14 protein-coding genes and 1 pseudogene are annotated in these 14,797 nt (G+C 70.0%); 8 read left to right on the top strand and 7 right to left on the bottom strand.

The window, feature by feature from the left end:
* The 3 genes and pseudogenes from VLG41_RS18785 to VLG41_RS18775 form a co-directional block, all read left to right on the top strand.
* Nucleotides 1-185: pseudogene (locus VLG41_RS18785) on the top strand (glycosyltransferase family 1 protein); the annotation flags it as partial.
* Between the two features lie 54 nt (nt 186-239).
* On the top strand, nt 240-554 hold the full coding sequence (locus tag VLG41_RS18780) for a transcriptional regulator (protein ID WP_325350915.1): 315 nt from the start codon (nt 240-242) through the stop codon (nt 552-554).
* Nucleotide 555: 1 nt separating this feature from the next.
* Nucleotides 556-825, top strand: coding sequence for a helix-turn-helix domain-containing protein (locus tag VLG41_RS18775; RefSeq protein WP_414652514.1), 270 nt, complete (start codon nt 556-558; stop codon nt 823-825).
* Between the two features lie 13 nt (nt 826-838).
* Here VLG41_RS18775 and VLG41_RS18770 read toward each other — a convergent pair whose 3' ends face one another.
* The 3 genes from VLG41_RS18770 to VLG41_RS18760 are packed head-to-tail and all read right to left on the bottom strand — an operon-like array spanning nt 839 to nt 2,959.
* Nucleotides 839-1,630: a BPSS1780 family membrane protein gene (locus VLG41_RS18770; protein WP_325350913.1), complete on the bottom strand. Its 792-nt coding sequence runs from the start codon at nt 1,628-1,630 to the stop codon at nt 839-841.
* Nucleotides 1,627-2,631: a homoserine kinase gene (locus VLG41_RS18765; RefSeq protein ID WP_325350912.1), complete on the bottom strand. Its 1,005-nt coding sequence runs from the start codon at nt 2,629-2,631 to the stop codon at nt 1,627-1,629. The genes VLG41_RS18770 and VLG41_RS18765 overlap by 4 nt, the downstream gene beginning before the upstream one ends.
* Before the next feature lies 1 nt (nt 2,632).
* Nucleotides 2,633-2,959: a hypothetical protein gene (locus tag VLG41_RS18760; protein WP_325350911.1), complete on the bottom strand. Its 327-nt coding sequence runs from the start codon at nt 2,957-2,959 to the stop codon at nt 2,633-2,635.
* A 99-nt stretch (nt 2,960-3,058) separates the two neighbouring features.
* Here VLG41_RS18760 and polA point away from each other — a divergent pair, with 99 nt between their 5' ends.
* From polA to VLG41_RS18745, 3 genes are all read left to right on the top strand, one after another.
* A complete protein-coding gene (gene polA, locus VLG41_RS18755) occupies nt 3,059-5,848 on the top strand; it encodes a DNA polymerase I (RefSeq protein ID WP_325350910.1) in 2,790 nt (929 codons plus the stop codon).
* Between the two features lie 66 nt (nt 5,849-5,914).
* Nucleotides 5,915-6,814, top strand: coding sequence for a dienelactone hydrolase family protein (locus VLG41_RS18750; RefSeq protein ID WP_325350909.1), 900 nt, complete (start codon nt 5,915-5,917; stop codon nt 6,812-6,814).
* Between the two features lie 63 nt (nt 6,815-6,877).
* A complete protein-coding gene (locus VLG41_RS18745) occupies nt 6,878-7,687 on the top strand; it encodes a ZIP family metal transporter (protein WP_325350908.1) in 810 nt (269 codons plus the stop codon).
* Nucleotides 7,688-7,717: 30 nt separating this feature from the next.
* Here the strand turns inward: VLG41_RS18745 and VLG41_RS18740 are convergent, their stop codons facing one another.
* From VLG41_RS18740 to VLG41_RS18725, 4 genes are read right to left on the bottom strand one after another with little or no spacing between them, the layout of a single operon-like run.
* Nucleotides 7,718-10,315, bottom strand: coding sequence for a PAS domain S-box protein (locus tag VLG41_RS18740; RefSeq protein WP_325350907.1), 2,598 nt, complete (start codon nt 10,313-10,315; stop codon nt 7,718-7,720).
* Entirely contained in the window at nt 10,315-11,166 is an 852-nt protein-coding gene (locus VLG41_RS18735) for a sulfurtransferase (protein ID WP_325350906.1), read from the bottom strand. The genes VLG41_RS18740 and VLG41_RS18735 overlap by 1 nt, the downstream gene beginning before the upstream one ends.
* 40 nt (nt 11,167-11,206) lie before the next feature.
* On the bottom strand, nt 11,207-12,097 hold the full coding sequence (locus VLG41_RS18730) for a DMT family transporter (RefSeq protein ID WP_325350905.1): 891 nt from the start codon (nt 12,095-12,097) through the stop codon (nt 11,207-11,209).
* A 3-nt stretch (nt 12,098-12,100) separates the two neighbouring features.
* Nucleotides 12,101-13,261 carry an aromatic ring-hydroxylating dioxygenase subunit alpha gene (locus VLG41_RS18725; RefSeq protein ID WP_325350904.1) on the bottom strand — a complete coding sequence of 387 codons (1,161 nt, stop codon included), beginning with the start codon at nt 13,259-13,261 and terminating at the stop codon, nt 12,101-12,103.
* A 276-nt stretch (nt 13,262-13,537) separates the two neighbouring features.
* Here VLG41_RS18725 and xseB point away from each other — a divergent pair, with 276 nt between their 5' ends.
* The gene (gene xseB / locus VLG41_RS18720) at nt 13,538-13,789 is read left to right on the top strand and encodes an exodeoxyribonuclease VII small subunit (RefSeq protein ID WP_325350903.1); all 252 of its coding nucleotides are present in this window, start codon (nt 13,538-13,540) and stop codon (nt 13,787-13,789) included.
* Nucleotides 13,786-14,769 (top strand): farnesyl diphosphate synthase, encoded by a 984-nt coding sequence (locus VLG41_RS18715; protein ID WP_325350902.1) that lies wholly within the window; start codon nt 13,786-13,788, stop codon nt 14,767-14,769. Before xseB ends, VLG41_RS18715 begins: the two co-directional genes overlap by 4 nt.
* Nucleotides 14,770-14,797 lie beyond the last annotated feature (28 nt).

Genomic DNA, 14,797 nt, shown 5'->3' with positions numbered 1-14,797 from the left:
CCCGCCAGGCCGCGCGGCTGGCGCGCGAACCGGCGCTGGTGCGCGCCGCCGCCACGCAGGCGCGCGCGCAGGTGGTGGCACTGGACTGGCAGCACATCGCGGCGCAGGTGGAGGGCATCTTCCTGCAGACCGTGGGCTGGCCCCACGCGATGCCCGAGGGCTGGAGCCCGTCGATGGCGGTGTGAACCGGTCGCTTCGTGCTGCTTGCGAAATATACGGCAATGCCGTATATTTCGCCGATGCGCACCGTGGCCGAAACCCCCATCTTCCAACGCTATGCATCGGAAGTGTGGTCAGAGCCGGAGCGCGCCGAGTTCATCAACTGGATTGCGTCGAACCCGGCTGCCGGGGATGTGATTCCAGGCAGCGGCGGTTGCCGCAAGGTTCGCTGGTCCGCATCAGGGCGGGGCAAGCGCGGCGGCAGCCGGGTCATCTACTTCAACGCGTCCGAAGATGTGATCTGGCTGCTCATCGTCTACACCAAGGCCAGGTTCGACAACTTGCCGTCCGACTTTCTGGCCGAACTGAAGAAAGGGGTCGAAGATGCGATCTGACATGGACAAGTTCAAGCAGGACCTGTTGGCGTCGGTCAAACAGATGCGGCGGGGGCAGTCGGCGCGCGTGACCCGCGTTGAGGTGCCGCAAGCGGCTGAAGCCCGCTCGCGTGTCGGGCTTTCGCAGCAGGATTTCGCGCGCCTGCTGGGGGTATCGCCGCGAACCTTGCAAGACTGGGAGCAAGGCCGGCGTGAGCCGACGGGTGCTGCGAAAACGCTGCTGCGCGTGGCGGTGTCGCACCCGGAGGTATTGCTCGAACTGAACGAATGAGGGGCGAGCGCCTTCAGCCCGCTTCGGGCGGCGGTTCCTCGTCGAAGCGGAAGCTGTCGCGGAAGGTGAACCACAGCGAGGTGTGGAACATCGAGGCCATGAACAGCACGATGGGGTAGACCACGATCTGCATCACCTGCGGCCCGCCGACGAGGCTGCCCAGCACGCCGAGCACGAGGCCGGTGACGATGAACACCCCCGTCCAACCCAGGGTGAACAGCAGCATCGCACCCTTGTTGCTCCAGCAGGCCACGAGGCTGAAGAACAGACTCTTGACCGGCGAGACGCCGTGCCAGAACACCAACGCCGGCGCGTGCCAGAAGGCCATGAGCACGGGCAGGTAGGCCAGCAGGGCCACGCCCATGCCGGGGCGGCCGATCGCGGCGCTCACTGCTTCGGGCGTGACCTCGGTGCCGTCGGCGATGGGGGCGGCCGCCGGCACATCGCCCGCGAACAGCGCGGCGATGCCCATCACCAGGAACAGGCCCGCCGCGTACAGCGCACCCAGCACCAGCATGTGGCGCGTGCGCGCACTGCCGCCGCGAAAGGCGGTGAGCAGCAGCGAGGGCATGGGAAAGCGGCCCTGCTCGGCCTCGCGCGTGGCGGCCATGAGGCCCAGCGTGGCGGCGGGCACCAGGGCCACCGCCACCGCCGTGCCCAGCACGGGCACGATGGACAGCACCGACACCAGGGCCATGAACATGAAGAACAGGCCCGACATGGCCAGCGGCTGGCGCAGGAAGGTGCGCATGCCCCGCTTGACCCATTGCCAGCCGGTGCCGGCCTTGTTGATCTGAACCCTCATGCAGGCACCGCCTCCTGCGCGGGCGGCGGGCTCACGGCCCGGGCGTTCGGCAGGCGCGCGCGCAGCACGCGCTCGAAATGGCTGGGGTCGTGCGCCTGCAGCATGGCGGCCTCGCGTGGCAGGTGCAGGTCCCACAGGCGCGAGAGCCAGAAGCGCAGCGCACCCGCGCGCTGCATGGCGGGCAGCAGGCGGCGCTCGGCGGGGCTCAGCGGGCGCACGCTTTCGTAAGCGCGCAGGAAGGCCTGCTCCAGCGCCGGCTCGGGCTGGCCGTCGGCGTCGCCGCCGTGTTGAACGCACCAGTCGTTCAGGCACACGGCGATGTCGAACAGCCAGGTGTCCACGCCGGCGAAATAGAAGTCGAAGAAGCCGCTGACGGCACCGTCCTCGAACAGGACGTTGTCGCGGAACAGGTCGGCGTGGATGGGGCCGCGCGGCAGGGCGCGGTAGGCGCTGCTCTCGGCCACATGGTTCTGGTAGGCCAGCTCGGCGCGCAGCAGCGCGGCCTGGGCCTCGTCGATGAAGGGCAGCACCACGGGCACGGTCTGATTCCACCAGGACAGGCCGCGCAGGTTGGGCTGGTGGCGGTCGAAATCGCGGCCCACCCCGTGCAGGCGCGCCAGCAGCGCGCCCACCGCGGCGCAGTGCGCGGCCGTGGGCGCCAGTTCGCTGGCGCCGCGCAGCTTGTCGACCACGGCGGCGGGCTTGCCCTGCAGGCTGTGCAGGATTTCGCCCTTCGCGTCGGCGGCCGGCTCGGGCACGGGCACGCCGTGCGTGGCCAGGTGCTTCATGAGGTGCAGGTAGAACGGCAACTGCTCGGCGCTCAGGCGCTCGAACACCGTCAGCACGTGCTCGAGCGTCTGGCCCTCGCGCTCGCTGGTGACGAAGTAGTTGGTGTTCTCGATGCCGCCCTGGATGCCGCGCAGCTCGGTGAGGGTGCCCAGGTTCAGTCGTTCGATGAGGGCGGCGGCGTCGGCGAACGGGACCTCGGTGTAGACGGCCATGTCAGAAGTTGAAGAGGCGCCAGCTGCTGCGGCCTGCATTGCCCGAGGGGCGGCCCGCGGTTTCACCCGGCGGGTTGGTGGCACCGCGCGGTTGGATTTCATAGGCCGGCGCGCCGTTCTTGGGCTGCACCTGGATGGACTGGGTCTGGCCGTCCACGCGCAACTCGTCGATGCGGGTATAGGCGTCCTCGTGCGTGATGCGCTCGATGCGGTCGCCCGGAGCGCGCTCCAGGGGCGCGGGGTCGGCCGGCGGTGGCTGCTGGGCCAGGGCCGGCGCGGCCAGCGCGGCCAGCAAGGCGGCGCCGATGAGGGAGGGGGTGGAGGCCATCCGCGCATTGTAGGCACCGGGGTGTGGGCGGCGCGGCCGCCGGGCCATGTCCGGTGTCGGCCGACGCCCCGGCCTCACGCCTTCCTACACAATGGCGGGATGACCCAGGACGCCGCCCGAACCCTGCTGCTGATCGACGGATCCAGCTACCTGTACCGCGCCTACCACGCCATGCCCGATCTGCGGGCCGTGCCCGGTGACCCGACGAGCCCCGCCACCGGGGCCATCCGCGGGATGATCAACATGATGCAGAGCCTGCGCAAGGAGGTGCCCGCGGTGTTCGCGGCCTGCGTCTTCGACGCCTCGGGCCCGACCTTCCGTGACGCGATCTACGCGGAGTACAAGGCCAACCGCAGCCCCATGCCGGATGACCTGCGCGCGCAGATCCCGCCGATCCATGAGGTGGTGCGGCTGCTGGGTTTTCCGGTGATCGACGTGCCCGGCGTGGAGGCCGACGACGTGATCGGCACGCTCGCTCATGCGGCGGCCGGGCAGGGCTTCGACGTGATCGTCAGCAGCGGCGACAAGGACCTGGCCCAGCTCGTCAACGAGCGCATCGCCATCATCGACACCATGAGCGGCAAGCGCCGCGACCTGGCCGGCGTGCAGGCCGAGTTCGGCGTGCCCGCGCACCTGATGGTCGACTACCAGACCCTGGTGGGCGACGCGGTGGACAACGTGCCAGGTGTGGACAAGGTGGGCCCCAAGACGGCGGCCAAGTGGTTGCTGGAGTACGGCTCGCTCGACGCCCTGGTGGCGCGCGCGGGCGAGGTCAAGGGCGTGGCCGGCGAGAACCTGCGCAAGGCGCTGGGCTGGCTGCCGACGGGCCGCCAGCTCGTCACCATCAAGACCGACTGCGACCTGAACGGCTTCGTGCCCGGCCTGCCCGCGCTGGACGCGGTGCGCCTGAACGAGCCCGACCACGACGCCCTGCAGGCCTTCTACGAGAAGTACGGCTTCAAGACGCTCGCGGCCAAGGCAGCCGTGGGCAAGGAGGCGCCGGTGTCGCCAGGCGCGACCGCCGTGGACCCGGACCTCACCGAGGGCCTGCTGGAAGACGCTCCCGCCACGCCCGAGGCGCGCGCCGCGGTGCAGTACGAGATCGTGATGACCTGGGAGCGCCTGGACGCCTGGCTCGAGCGCCTGCAGGCCGCCGGCCTGGTGGCGCTGGACACCGAGACCACCTCGCTCGACGAGATGGTGGCCGAGATCGTGGGCATCTCCTTCAGCGTGACGCCGGGCGAGGCGGCCTACGTGCCCCTGCGCCACACCGGCCCCGACGCGCCCGACCAACTGCCCTTCGACGAGGTGCTGGCAAAGCTCAAGCCCTGGCTGGAAGACCCCACTAAGCCCAAGCTGGGCCAGCACGTCAAGTACGACCGCCACGTCTTCGCCAACCACGGCATCGAGGTGCGCGGCTACGAGCACGACACCATGCTGCAGAGCTACGTGCTGGAGGTGCACAAGCCGCACGGCCTGGAAAGCCTGGCCGAGCGCCACACCGGCCGCAAGGGCATCAGCTACGAGGACATCTGCGGCAAGGGCGCGCACCAGATTCCCTTCGCGCAGGTGGACGTGGCCAAGGCCGCCGAGTACTCCTGCGAGGACAGCGACCAGACGCTGGACGTGCACCGCGTGCTGTGGCCGCGTTTGCAGGCCGACGAGAAGCTCAGGTTCATCTACGAACTGGAGATGGCCAGCAGCGAGACGCTCTACCGCATCGAGCGCAACGGCGTGCTGATCGACGCGCCCACGCTGGCCGCGCAGAGCCACGAACTGGGCCAGCGCATCGTGGCGCTGGAGCAGGAGGCCTACGCCATCGCGGGCCAGCCGTTCAACCTGGGCAGCCCCAAGCAGCTCGGCGAGATCTTCTTCGACAAGCTCGGCCTGCCCGTCATCAAGAAGACCGCGACCGGCGCGCGCAGCACCGACGAAGAGGTGCTGGAGAAGCTCGCCGAGGACTACCCGCTGCCGGCCAAGATCCTGGAGCACCGCAGCCTGTCCAAGCTCAAGGGCACCTACACCGACAAGCTGGCGCAGATGGCCAACCCGCGCACCGGGCGCGTGCACACGCACTACGCGCAGGCCGTGGCCGTCACGGGGCGCCTGTCCAGCAACGACCCGAACCTGCAGAACATCCCCATCCGCACGCCCGAAGGCCGGCGCGTGCGCGAGGCCTTCGTGGCGCCGCCGGGCTGCGTCATCGCCAGCGCCGACTACTCGCAGATCGAGCTGCGCATCATGGCCCACATCAGTGGTGACGAGGCCCTCACGCGCGCTTTCCAGGAGGGCCAGGACGTGCACCGCGCCACCGCCGCCGAGGTCTTCGGCGTGGAGGTGGCGCAGGTGAGCAGCGAGCAGCGCCGCTACGCCAAGGTGATCAACTTCGGTCTCATCTATGGCATGAGCGCCTTCGGCCTGGCCAAGGCGCTGGGCATCGACAACACGGCGGCGAAGAACTACATCCAGCGCTACTTCGAGCGCTTCGAGGGCGTCAAGCGCTACATGGACGACACCCGCCAGAGCGCCAAGAGCAAGGGCTACGTGGAGACCGTGTTCGGCCGCCGCCTGTACCTGCCCGAGATCAACAGCCCCAACGGCCCGCGCCGTGGCGGCGCCGAGCGCGCGGCCATCAACGCACCGATGCAGGGCACGGCGGCCGACCTCATCAAGATGAGCATGGTGGCCGTGCAGGCCGCGCTGGACGACCAGGAGCGGCGCACCAAGATGATCATGCAGGTGCACGACGAACTGGTGTTCGAGGTGCCCGAGGCCGAGGTCGAGTGGGTGCGCAGCGAGGTGCCGCGCCTGATGGCCTCGGTGGCCGAGCTCAAGGTGCCGCTGCTGGCCGAGATCGGCGTCGGCCCGAACTGGGACAAGGCCCATTGAGGGCTTGAACTTCACGCCCTGACGGGAATCACCACCACTTCCATCCACCACCTGAGGAGACCCGCGATGCTCGAACACGACATGACCCGCGACGCCGAGGCCCTGCTGGGCGGCAGCGCCGACTCGTCCGGCGCCACCCGCCGCACCGCCCTCAAGGCCGCGCTGGGCGTGGGCTATGCCGCCGCCGCTGCGCCGCTGATGGCCCAGACCGCGATCCGCACGCCGTCCGATGGCCTGACCGTGGGCGAGGTCATGATCGACGTGAACGGCTTCAAGATGCCGGCCTACCGCGCCGCGCCCGCCGGCAAGACCGGCCTGCCGGTGGTGCTGGTGCTGTCCGAGGTCTTCGGCGTGCACGAGTACATCGCCGACACCGCGCGCCGCTTCGCCAAGGCCGGCTACCTGGCCATCGCGCCCGAGCTGTTCGTGCGCCAGGGCGACGCCCAGAGCTATGGCGAGGTGGCCAAGCTGATATCGGAAGTCGTCAGCAAGGTGCCCGATGCCCAGGTGATGGGCGACCTGGACGCCACGGTGAAGTGGGCGGCCGCCAACGGCGGCGACACCAGCAAGCTGGGCATCACCGGCTTCTGCTGGGGCGGGCGCCAGGTCTGGCTGTACACCGCGCACAACCCGGCCGTGAAGGCCGGCGTGGCCTGGTACGGTCGTCTGGTGGGCCAGCAGAACGGGTTGACCCCGAAGAACCCGATCGACGTCGCCGGCCAGCTGCACGGCCCGGTGCTGGGCCTCTATGGAGCGGCCGACACCGGCATCCCCCTTGACACTGTTGATAAGATGAAATCAGCTTTGGCGGCCGGCAATGCGGCGGCCAAGGCATCGACCTTCGTGGTGTACCCGGACGCGCCGCACGCCTTCCACGCCGACTACCGGCCGAGCTTTCGCAAGGAGCCGGCCGAGGACGGCTGGAAGCGTGCATTGGCGTGGTTCAAACAGCATGGCGTTGCCTGATTCCCTGGGCCGCCGTTCAACGAAGGCCGCCGCAGGGCGGCCTTTTTTCGTGGTGACAGGAACATGACTCTTCTGGCCATTCTTCTCGGCACCGTTGCGGCCGGCGTGGGCAGCGTCTGGGTGGCGGCGCTGCTGGGCTACGCCATGATGGCGCGCTACACGCAGCACATGCTGAGCCTGGCGGCCGGCGCGCTGATGGCCACGGCCTTCATGCACCTGCTGCCCGAGGCCTTCGAGAGCGCCGCTGGCGCGCACGAGCTCTTCGCCTTGCTGCTCGGCGGCCTGGTGTTCTTCTTCCTGCTCGACAAGGCGGAGCTGTGGCACCACGGCCACGAGCACGGCCAGGAGGCCGACGACGAGCACGCCCACCATCACCACCATGGGAACGGCCACCACCACCATCACCACGGGAACGAACCCCGCGCCGGCGGCTGGGCCGTGCTGCTGGGCGACAGCGTGCACGCCTTCGGCGACGGCATCCTGATCGCCTCGGCCTTCGTGGCCGACCTGAGGCTGGGGCTGGTGGCCTCGCTGGCCGTGCTGGCGCACGAGGTGCCGCACCACATCGGCGACCTGGTGGTGCTGCGCCAGACCTCGCGCACGCAGCGCGCGGCGCTGCTCAAGGTGTCGCTGGCGGGCACGGTCACCGCGCTGGGCGGCATCGTGGGCTACCTGCTGCTGGCCTCGCTGGACGACTGGTTGCCGTACTTCCTGGTGGCGGCGTCCAGCAGCTTCGTCTACGTGGCCCTGGCCGACCTGATCCCGCAGTTGCAGAAGCGCCTGGGCCCGGGCGAGACGGTGGCGCAGATCGTGTGGCTGGCCGTGGGCATCGGCATGGTCACGCTGGTGAGCGGGCTGGCGCACGCGCATTGAGCCAGCGCGGGCCGCTGCGCCCGCACCTGCTCACAGCTTCTGCGACTCGCTCTCGCTCCAGCGCGGCGGGCTGCCGAAGCTGAAGCGGAACGTGGCGCCCTGGGCAACGGCGCCTTCGGCCGAGATGCGCCCATCGTGCCGCTCGATGATGCGGCGCACCGTGGCCAGGCCAATGCCCGTGCCCTCGAATTCGCTGGGCCGGTGCAGGCGCTGGAAGGGCTTGAAGAGCTGGTCGACGTACTTCATGTCGAAGCCCACGCCGTTGTCGCGCACGAAGAAGCTCGGCACGCCATCGTCGTCGACGCCGTCCAGGCCGAAGACGACGTGCGCTTCCTCGCGGTCGCGCGTGTACTTCAATGCGTTGCCGATGAGGTTTTCCAGCACGATGCGCGCGAGGTGCGGGTCGCAGTCGGCCTCCAGGCCCTGCGCCAGTTCGGCGCGCACGCGGCGCTGCGGGGTCCGCGCCAGCTCGTGCTCGAGCACGCTGCGCGCCAGTTCGCTCAGGTCGATGGTGCCGCGCTGCAGCACGCCCTGGCTCACGCGCGCCAGCGCCAGCAGGTCATTGATGATGGCGCCCATGCGCTGCGAGGACTGCAGCACACGGTCGAACAACTGCTGCGTGTCCTCGTCGAGTTTGCCCTCGAGCTGCTCCTGCATGAGGCGCGTGAAGCCGTCAATGGCGCGCAGCGGCGACTTCAGGTCGTGCGAGACCGAGTAGGCGAAGGCGTCAAGCTCGGCGTTGAGTTTCTGCAGCTCGGCGGTGCGCTCGCGCACGCGCTGCTCCAGGGTCTCGTTCAGGCTCACGATCTCACGCTCGCGGCGCAGGCGCAGCAACTCGGCGTTGGCGCGGCTGGCGAAGATGGAGATGAGCGCCTGGATGTCGGCCTTCACCTCCACCGGCGTGCGCCACATGGCGATCAGCATGCCGGTGGCCTGGCCGTCGGCGTCGCGCAGGGCCTGGCCCAGGTAGGCCTGGAAGCCCTGCGCGCGCAGTTGCGGCGCGTTGGGGTAGTTCTCGGCCAGGTTGGACGCGCAGGTCATCAGGCCGTGCTGGCGCAGCGTGTCCGCGCAGGGCGTGCCGGCCACGCTGAAGCGGAAGTTGCGCGCGGCGCGCCCGTCGCGCCACACGCCCAGGGTCTGCAGTTCGCCCTCGTCGGCGGTCTCGGCCAGGGCCACGAGGTTCGCGCCGATGGCATTGCTCAGGGTTTCCGCGAGCGCGGCGAAGAAGGCCTCGCCGGTTTCGGCGGCCACGCCCTTGGCCACGTCGAGCAACAGGGCCTCGCGGCGTTTTTCCGCGCTGACGTTGAAGCTGGAGGACAGGATGCAGGGCTCGCCGTCGATGTCGATGACCTCGGCCCAGATGCGCGAGTCGACGATGGAGCCGTCCTTGTGCCGCATCTGCGTGTCGTAGCCGTCGACGCGGCCGTCGCGGCGGATGCGCTCGACGAAGCGCTCGCGGTCTTGCGGCGTGAGCCAGGCGCCGACCTCCACCGAGGTGCGGCCCAGCAGCTCATCGGCCTCGAAGCCCTGGGCCTTGTCCTCAGCGCGGTTCACTTCCAGGAAGCGGCCATCGGACAGGCGCGTGATGGTGAGGTTGAGCGGCGCGAAGTGGAAGGCCTTGGAGAACAGTGCCTCGGAGCGCTGCAGGCGGCGGATGAGTTCCTCGCGGCCCGTCATGTCGCTCACCGTGGTGATGATGAGGCGGTCCTCGTCGTCGTTGCCCATCTCGCTGGACACCATGGCGTCGAACTCGCTGCCATCGGCGCGGCGGCCACGGCCGCGGTGCTGGGCGATGTGGCGCTCCGCCACCAGGCGCTCCATGTAGCGCTCGCGCTCCATCGGGTCGGCCCACAGGAAGGTGTCCTGGCGGCCCAGCACCTGGCTGCGGCGGTAGCCGTAGCAGCGCTCGAAGGCGGCGTTGACGTCGAGGATGGCGCCGGTGCGCGCGGACTGCGCGACCATGGGGCTTGGGCTGGAGCGGAAGATGCGCGTGAAGCGCTCCAGGCTGCGGTCGCGCTCCTGCTCGGTCTGGCGCCGCCGCTCCAGCTCGTGCCGCAGGCGCTGCATGGCGCGCTGGATGACGGCTCGGCTGTGCATCACCACCAGGCCGACGACCACCAGGGCGGCGGCCTGCGTGATCCAGACGCGCACGTTGATCGAGAAATCCGGCTTGGCCTGGAAGCCCCCGTGCACCTCGATCCAGCCGAGCCCGCCGAGCAGGCCCACGCTGGCGACCACCGCCAGCAGCAGGGCGCGCCGCCCCAGGAAGGTGCCCGCCCCGACCACCGCGCCGACGAAAAGGAAGTTGACCGCCGTGCGCACCGAGCCGTAACTCACCACCGAGAGCGTGGCCGTGGCCAGCACCGCCAGCACGATCAGGCCGGCCACGGGTTCGGGCGAGAGCCGGCGGGTGCGCAGCGCCAGCCAGCAGGCCCAGGCGACGGCGGACAGGGCGGCGGCGATGGCGGCCTCGCTCTGCTCGGGCGCGGCGAGCAGCATGTCCATCGCGGCGATGCCCAGGGCCACGAAGCCCACCAGCATGCAGACCCACAAGAGGATCTTGCGCAGGTCCGCTGCGTCGGGGAGCTCGGCCTGCGCGGACACGCCCACCGACTCAGGCCCTTGCATCAGCCTCTCGCACGCGGCGTTCCTTCGGTGTTGCACCAGGCGCTCCAGCTGCCCGGGTACAAGGTGGTGGTGCCCAGGCCGGCGACGGCCATGGCCAGCGCATTGGGCACGGCGCTCACGCCGCTGCCGCACTGGTGCACCACACCGGCCGGGTCGCGGCCGCCGAGCAGGGCCTCGAACTCGCGGCGCAGCTGTTCGGCGGGCTTGAAGCGGCCGTCGGCCAGCAGGTTGTCGCCGAAGGGGCGGTTGAGCGCACCCGGCACATGGCCCGCCACCGGATCCAGCGGCTCGACCTCGCCGCGAAAGCGCGCGCCGGCGCGGGCGTCGATGACCGTGGTGTCGGCGCGGCCCAGGCGCGCCAGCAGGCCCGCAGTATCGAGTGCGGGCGCCAGTGAAGGGCCGGCGCGGAACTGGCCGGGGGCGCGGGGCTTGGCGGGACCGCTCTCCAGTGCGCCGCCCGCGGCCTTCCAGGCCGCCAGGCCGCCGTCGAGCACGGCCACGGCCTCATGGCCGCACCAGCGCAGCGTCCACCAGAGCCGGCCGCAGAAGTTGACACCCTGGCGGTCCATGGCCACCACCTGCATGCCCGGGCTCAAACCGAGTTCGGCCATGCGGGCGGCGAAGCGCTCCCGCCCGGGCAGGGGGTGGCGGCCTTCGCTGGCGGGGCGGCCTTTCTCGCTGAGGTCGTGGTCCAGGTCCACGTACACCGCGCCGGGTAGGTGCTCGGCCTCGAACTGCGCGCGGCCCACCGCGGGGTTCGCCAGGTCGAAGCTGCAGTCCATCACCAGCACGGGGGCACCCGCGTCGAGCAGGGCCTGCAGTTCGCGGACTTGTATCAACAAGTTGAGCATGCGTACATTGTGATGCAGAACGCCTGCCTCCCAGGGACTGCTAGGGTTCTTCCGCAGGCACCTGCGGCACCGTGCGTGAGCGCAACACGGTGGCCGCGATGCCGCTGACGATGATCAGCCCCATGCCGATCCAGCCGATCAGGGGGATGCGGTCGCCGAACACCGTGAGCCCGAAGAGCGCCGCAAAGACGATGCCCGAGTAGTGCAGGTTGGCCACGACCATGGTGGCGCCCCGGGCGTAGGCGCGCGTGAGGCACAGCTGGCCGCCCACCGCGAGCAGGCCGATCGGCAGCAGCCACAAGGCGCCGGGCCAGCGCAGCGGGCTCACGCCGACGAACAGCATGCCGATCAGCCCCGCCAGCGCCGAGCCCAGCGAGAAGTAGAAGACCGTGCGGCTCTCGGGCTCGCCCACCTTGGCCAGGGCGGCCACCTGCAGGTAGGCCAGGGCCGCGAACACGCCCGACAACAGGCCCACCACGCCAGCGAAGGCCTGCTCCTGGGTGAAGCTGGGCCGCAGCAGCAAGGCCACGCCGAGGAAGCCCACGATGACGGTCATGAACAGCGGCGCCTGCTCGCGCACCGGTGTGCCGCGTGCCTGCGTGAGCACCGCGCCGCCGAGCAGGAAGGTGGCGATCCACACGCTGCTCATGTAGTTGAGCGTCATGGCGGTGGCCAGGGGCAGCAGGGCGATGGCGTAGAACCAGGCGGTGAGCGAGATGGTGCCCACCAGGCTGCGCCAGGCGTGCATCATGGGCACGCGGGTGGCCAGCGACACGCCTTGCCAGCGCGTCAGGCCCCACAGGAACAGCAGGCCCACGACACCACGGTAGAACACAGTCTCGAAGCTGTTGAAGTGGGCCGCGGCGAACTTGATGCATACGCCCATGCTCGCGAAGAAGAAGGACGCGAGCAGCATCCACAGTGCTTGCATGGCTCAGCCAGTGAAGGCATCTCCCATCTTCTGGCGGTACCACTCGTGGAAGTGCTGCATGCCGTCTTCCATGGGGCTCTGGTAGGGTCCGACCTCGTTGTCGCCGCGCGCCAGCAGGGCCTTGCGGCCCGCGTCCATGCGCTCGGCGATCTCGTCGTCCTCGATGCAGGTTTCCATGTAGGCCGCGCGCTGTGCCTCGACGAACTCGCGCTCGAAGGCGGCGATTTCCTCGGGGTAATAGAACTCCACCATGTTGAGCGTCTTGTCCACGCTGATCGGGTGCAGAGTGGAAACGGTCAGCACGTGCGGGTACCACTCCACCATGATGTGGGGGTAGTAGGTGAGCCAGACCGCGCCGTGCGCGGGCAGTTCGCCCTGGCGGTAGGCCATCAGCACCTCGTGCCAGCGCTGGTAGGTCGGGCTGCCGGCCTTTTCCCGCAGGTTCTGTGCGCCCACGGTCTGCACCGAGTACTCGGGCCGGAACTCCCAGCGCAGGTCCTCGCAGGTGACGAAGTTGCCCAGGCCCGGGTGGAAGGGGCCCACGTGGTAGTCCTCGAGGTAGACCTCGATGAAGGTCTTCCAGTTGTAGTGGCACTCGTGCAGTTCGACGTGGTCGAGCACCATGCCCTCGAAGCTCAGCAGATCGCGCGGGCCCATGCCGGCCAGGTCGGACTCGATGTCGCGGCCGTTGTCCTCGAACAGCAGGCCGTTCCACTCGCGCAGGCGGTAGTTGTTGAGGTTCAGGCAGGGATCCTGCTGGAAGTGCGGCGCGCCCAGCAACTGGCCGGCGGGGCCGCCCCCGGCGGGCGTGTTCGTGCCGCTGTAGGTCCAGCGGTGCAGCGGACACACGATGTTGCCGCCCGCATGGCCGGGGCTGTGGCCTTGCAGGTTGCCACGGCCCTTGAGCATCACGGCCTGGCGGTGGCGGCAGACGTTGGAGATCAGTTCGACGCCCGAGGGCGTGCGCACCAGCGCGCGGCCGCCGCCCTCTTGCGGCAGGGCGTGGTAGTCGCCGATGTTCGGAACGGAAAGAGCGTGCCCCACGTAGCGGGGCCCGCGCTGAAAGATCGTCTCCAGCTCGCGCTGGAACAGCGCCTGGTCGAAGTAGCTCGACACCGGGAATTGGCTTTTGGCCTGCTGCAGTTGAAGACTCAAATCAGACATGCTTGTCCTGACCTAAAGACTCCCCCTATGAAGGGGCAGGGCGGGGTCTGTCGACCCCTAGCGCTGTGCTCGTCAGACGAATTCGCGCGGGATGGGTGAAGTGGTGCGTCCCTCCGGGCCCGCAGGGCCCGTCGTTGAGGAAAAAAAGAGCGCGGATTGTACCCCCGGGGTGCAGCACGCACCGGCCGGCGGAAATGCCCCATCGCTAAAATGCCCCATTTGGCTGGAATGCCCCCCGGGGGTTCACCGACCGCCGGCATTTCCTTCAAGAGGCCCATGACGCCACCGCCCGCCCGTTCGGCCGCCGCCGACACCTCGCCCGTGGCCCCCAGCTACGAGGCCGCCCTTCAGGAACTCGAGCAGCTCGTGGCCCAACTCGACGCCGGCCAGTTGCCCCTGGACCAGTTGCTCACGCGCTACCAGCGCGGGGCCGAACTGCTGGCCTTCTGCCGCGACCGCCTGCAGGCGGTGGAGCAGCAGATCCAGGTGTTCGAGGCCGGGCAGACCAAGCCGTGGAACGACGAATGAGCGCGGGCCCCCACGCTCCGTCGCTTCGCGAGTCGCTGCCCCCCGCGGGGGCTGAGCCGCCTTGGGGCGGCCCGGCGGCGGCTCGCGACGTGCTCGACCCATCCTTCGTGCAGTGGCGCGGCGCCCAGCAGGCGGCGGTGGAGCAGGCGCTCTCGCGCTGGGTGCCCAGCGACGCGCCCGCCGGCCTGGGCGATGCCATGCGCTATGCCGTGCTCGACGGCGGCAAGCGCCTGCGCCCCTTGCTGGTGCTGGCCACCTGCGAGGCCGTGGGCGGGCAGGCCGACGCCGCCCTGCGCGCGGCCTGCTCGGTGGAACTCATCCATGCCTATTCGCTGGTGCACGACGACATGCCCTGCATGGACAACGACGTGCTGCGGCGTGGCAAACCCACCGTGCACGTGAAGTTCGGCGAGGCGCAGGCCCTGTTGGCGGGCGACGCCCTGCAGGCCCTGGCCTTCGAGCTGCTGGTCCCCGGCGACGGGAGCCTGGACGACGCCACGAGCGCGCGCCTGTGCCGGCTGCTGGCCCTGGCCGCCGGTGCCGACGGCATGGCCGGCGGCCAGGCCGTGGACCTGGCCAGCGTGGGATTCGCCCTGAACCTGCCGGCGCTGGAGGCCATGCACCGCCGCAAGACCGGCGCGCTGCTGCAGGCCAGCGTCACCATGGGGGCGGCCACCGGCGTGGTGGCGCCCGACACGCTGGCCGCGCTCACCGAGTACGGCGCCTGCGTGGGCCTGGCCTTCCAGGTGGTGGACGACATCCTCGACGTCACCGCCGACTCGGCCACGCTGGGCAAGACCGCGGGCAAGGACGCCGCGGCCGACAAGCCCACCTTCGTGTCGCTCATGGGTCTGGGCGCCGCCCAGGCCTATGCCGACAATGTGTTGGCGCGCGCCCACGCGGCCCTCGGGCGCAGCGGGCTCGAGCGGCCGGGCACGCTGCATGCCCTGGCCGACTGGGTGGCCCAGCGCGCTTCCTGATCCTGATGCGCAAGCACCGTTCGTGAAC

It is taken from the genome of Hydrogenophaga sp., assembly GCF_035481345.1.
Classification (GTDB): domain Bacteria; phylum Pseudomonadota; class Gammaproteobacteria; order Burkholderiales; family Burkholderiaceae_C; genus Hydrogenophaga.
This window is presented reverse-complemented; position numbering and strand designations above follow the sequence as displayed.

Excerpts from the sequence above, each read along its gene's own strand:
- VLG41_RS18740 (WP_325350907.1), bottom strand. The coding sequence starts at position 10,315 with ATGCAAGGGCCTGAGTCGGTGGGCGTGTCCGCGCAGGCCGAGCTCCCC.
- VLG41_RS18780 (WP_325350915.1), top strand. The coding sequence starts at position 240 with ATGCGCACCGTGGCCGAAACCCCCATCTTCCAACGCTATGCATCGGAA.
- VLG41_RS18770 (WP_325350913.1), bottom strand. The coding sequence starts at position 1,630 with ATGAGGGTTCAGATCAACAAGGCCGGCACCGGCTGGCAATGGGTCAAG.
- VLG41_RS18735 (WP_325350906.1), bottom strand. The coding sequence starts at position 11,166 with ATGCTCAACTTGTTGATACAAGTCCGCGAACTGCAGGCCCTGCTCGAC.
- VLG41_RS18760 (WP_325350911.1), bottom strand. The coding sequence starts at position 2,959 with ATGGCCTCCACCCCCTCCCTCATCGGCGCCGCCTTGCTGGCCGCGCTG.
- VLG41_RS18750 (WP_325350909.1), top strand. The coding sequence starts at position 5,915 with ATGCTCGAACACGACATGACCCGCGACGCCGAGGCCCTGCTGGGCGGC.
- polA (WP_325350910.1), top strand. The coding sequence starts at position 3,059 with ATGACCCAGGACGCCGCCCGAACCCTGCTGCTGATCGACGGATCCAGC.
- VLG41_RS18730 (WP_325350905.1), bottom strand. The coding sequence starts at position 12,097 with ATGCAAGCACTGTGGATGCTGCTCGCGTCCTTCTTCTTCGCGAGCATG.
- VLG41_RS18715 (WP_325350902.1), top strand. The coding sequence starts at position 13,786 with ATGAGCGCGGGCCCCCACGCTCCGTCGCTTCGCGAGTCGCTGCCCCCC.
- VLG41_RS18775 (WP_414652514.1), top strand. The coding sequence starts at position 556 with ATGGACAAGTTCAAGCAGGACCTGTTGGCGTCGGTCAAACAGATGCGG.
- VLG41_RS18725 (WP_325350904.1), bottom strand. The coding sequence starts at position 13,261 with ATGTCTGATTTGAGTCTTCAACTGCAGCAGGCCAAAAGCCAATTCCCG.
- VLG41_RS18745 (WP_325350908.1), top strand. The coding sequence starts at position 6,878 with ATGACTCTTCTGGCCATTCTTCTCGGCACCGTTGCGGCCGGCGTGGGC.
- xseB (WP_325350903.1), top strand. The coding sequence starts at position 13,538 with ATGACGCCACCGCCCGCCCGTTCGGCCGCCGCCGACACCTCGCCCGTG.
- VLG41_RS18765 (WP_325350912.1), bottom strand. The coding sequence starts at position 2,631 with ATGGCCGTCTACACCGAGGTCCCGTTCGCCGACGCCGCCGCCCTCATC.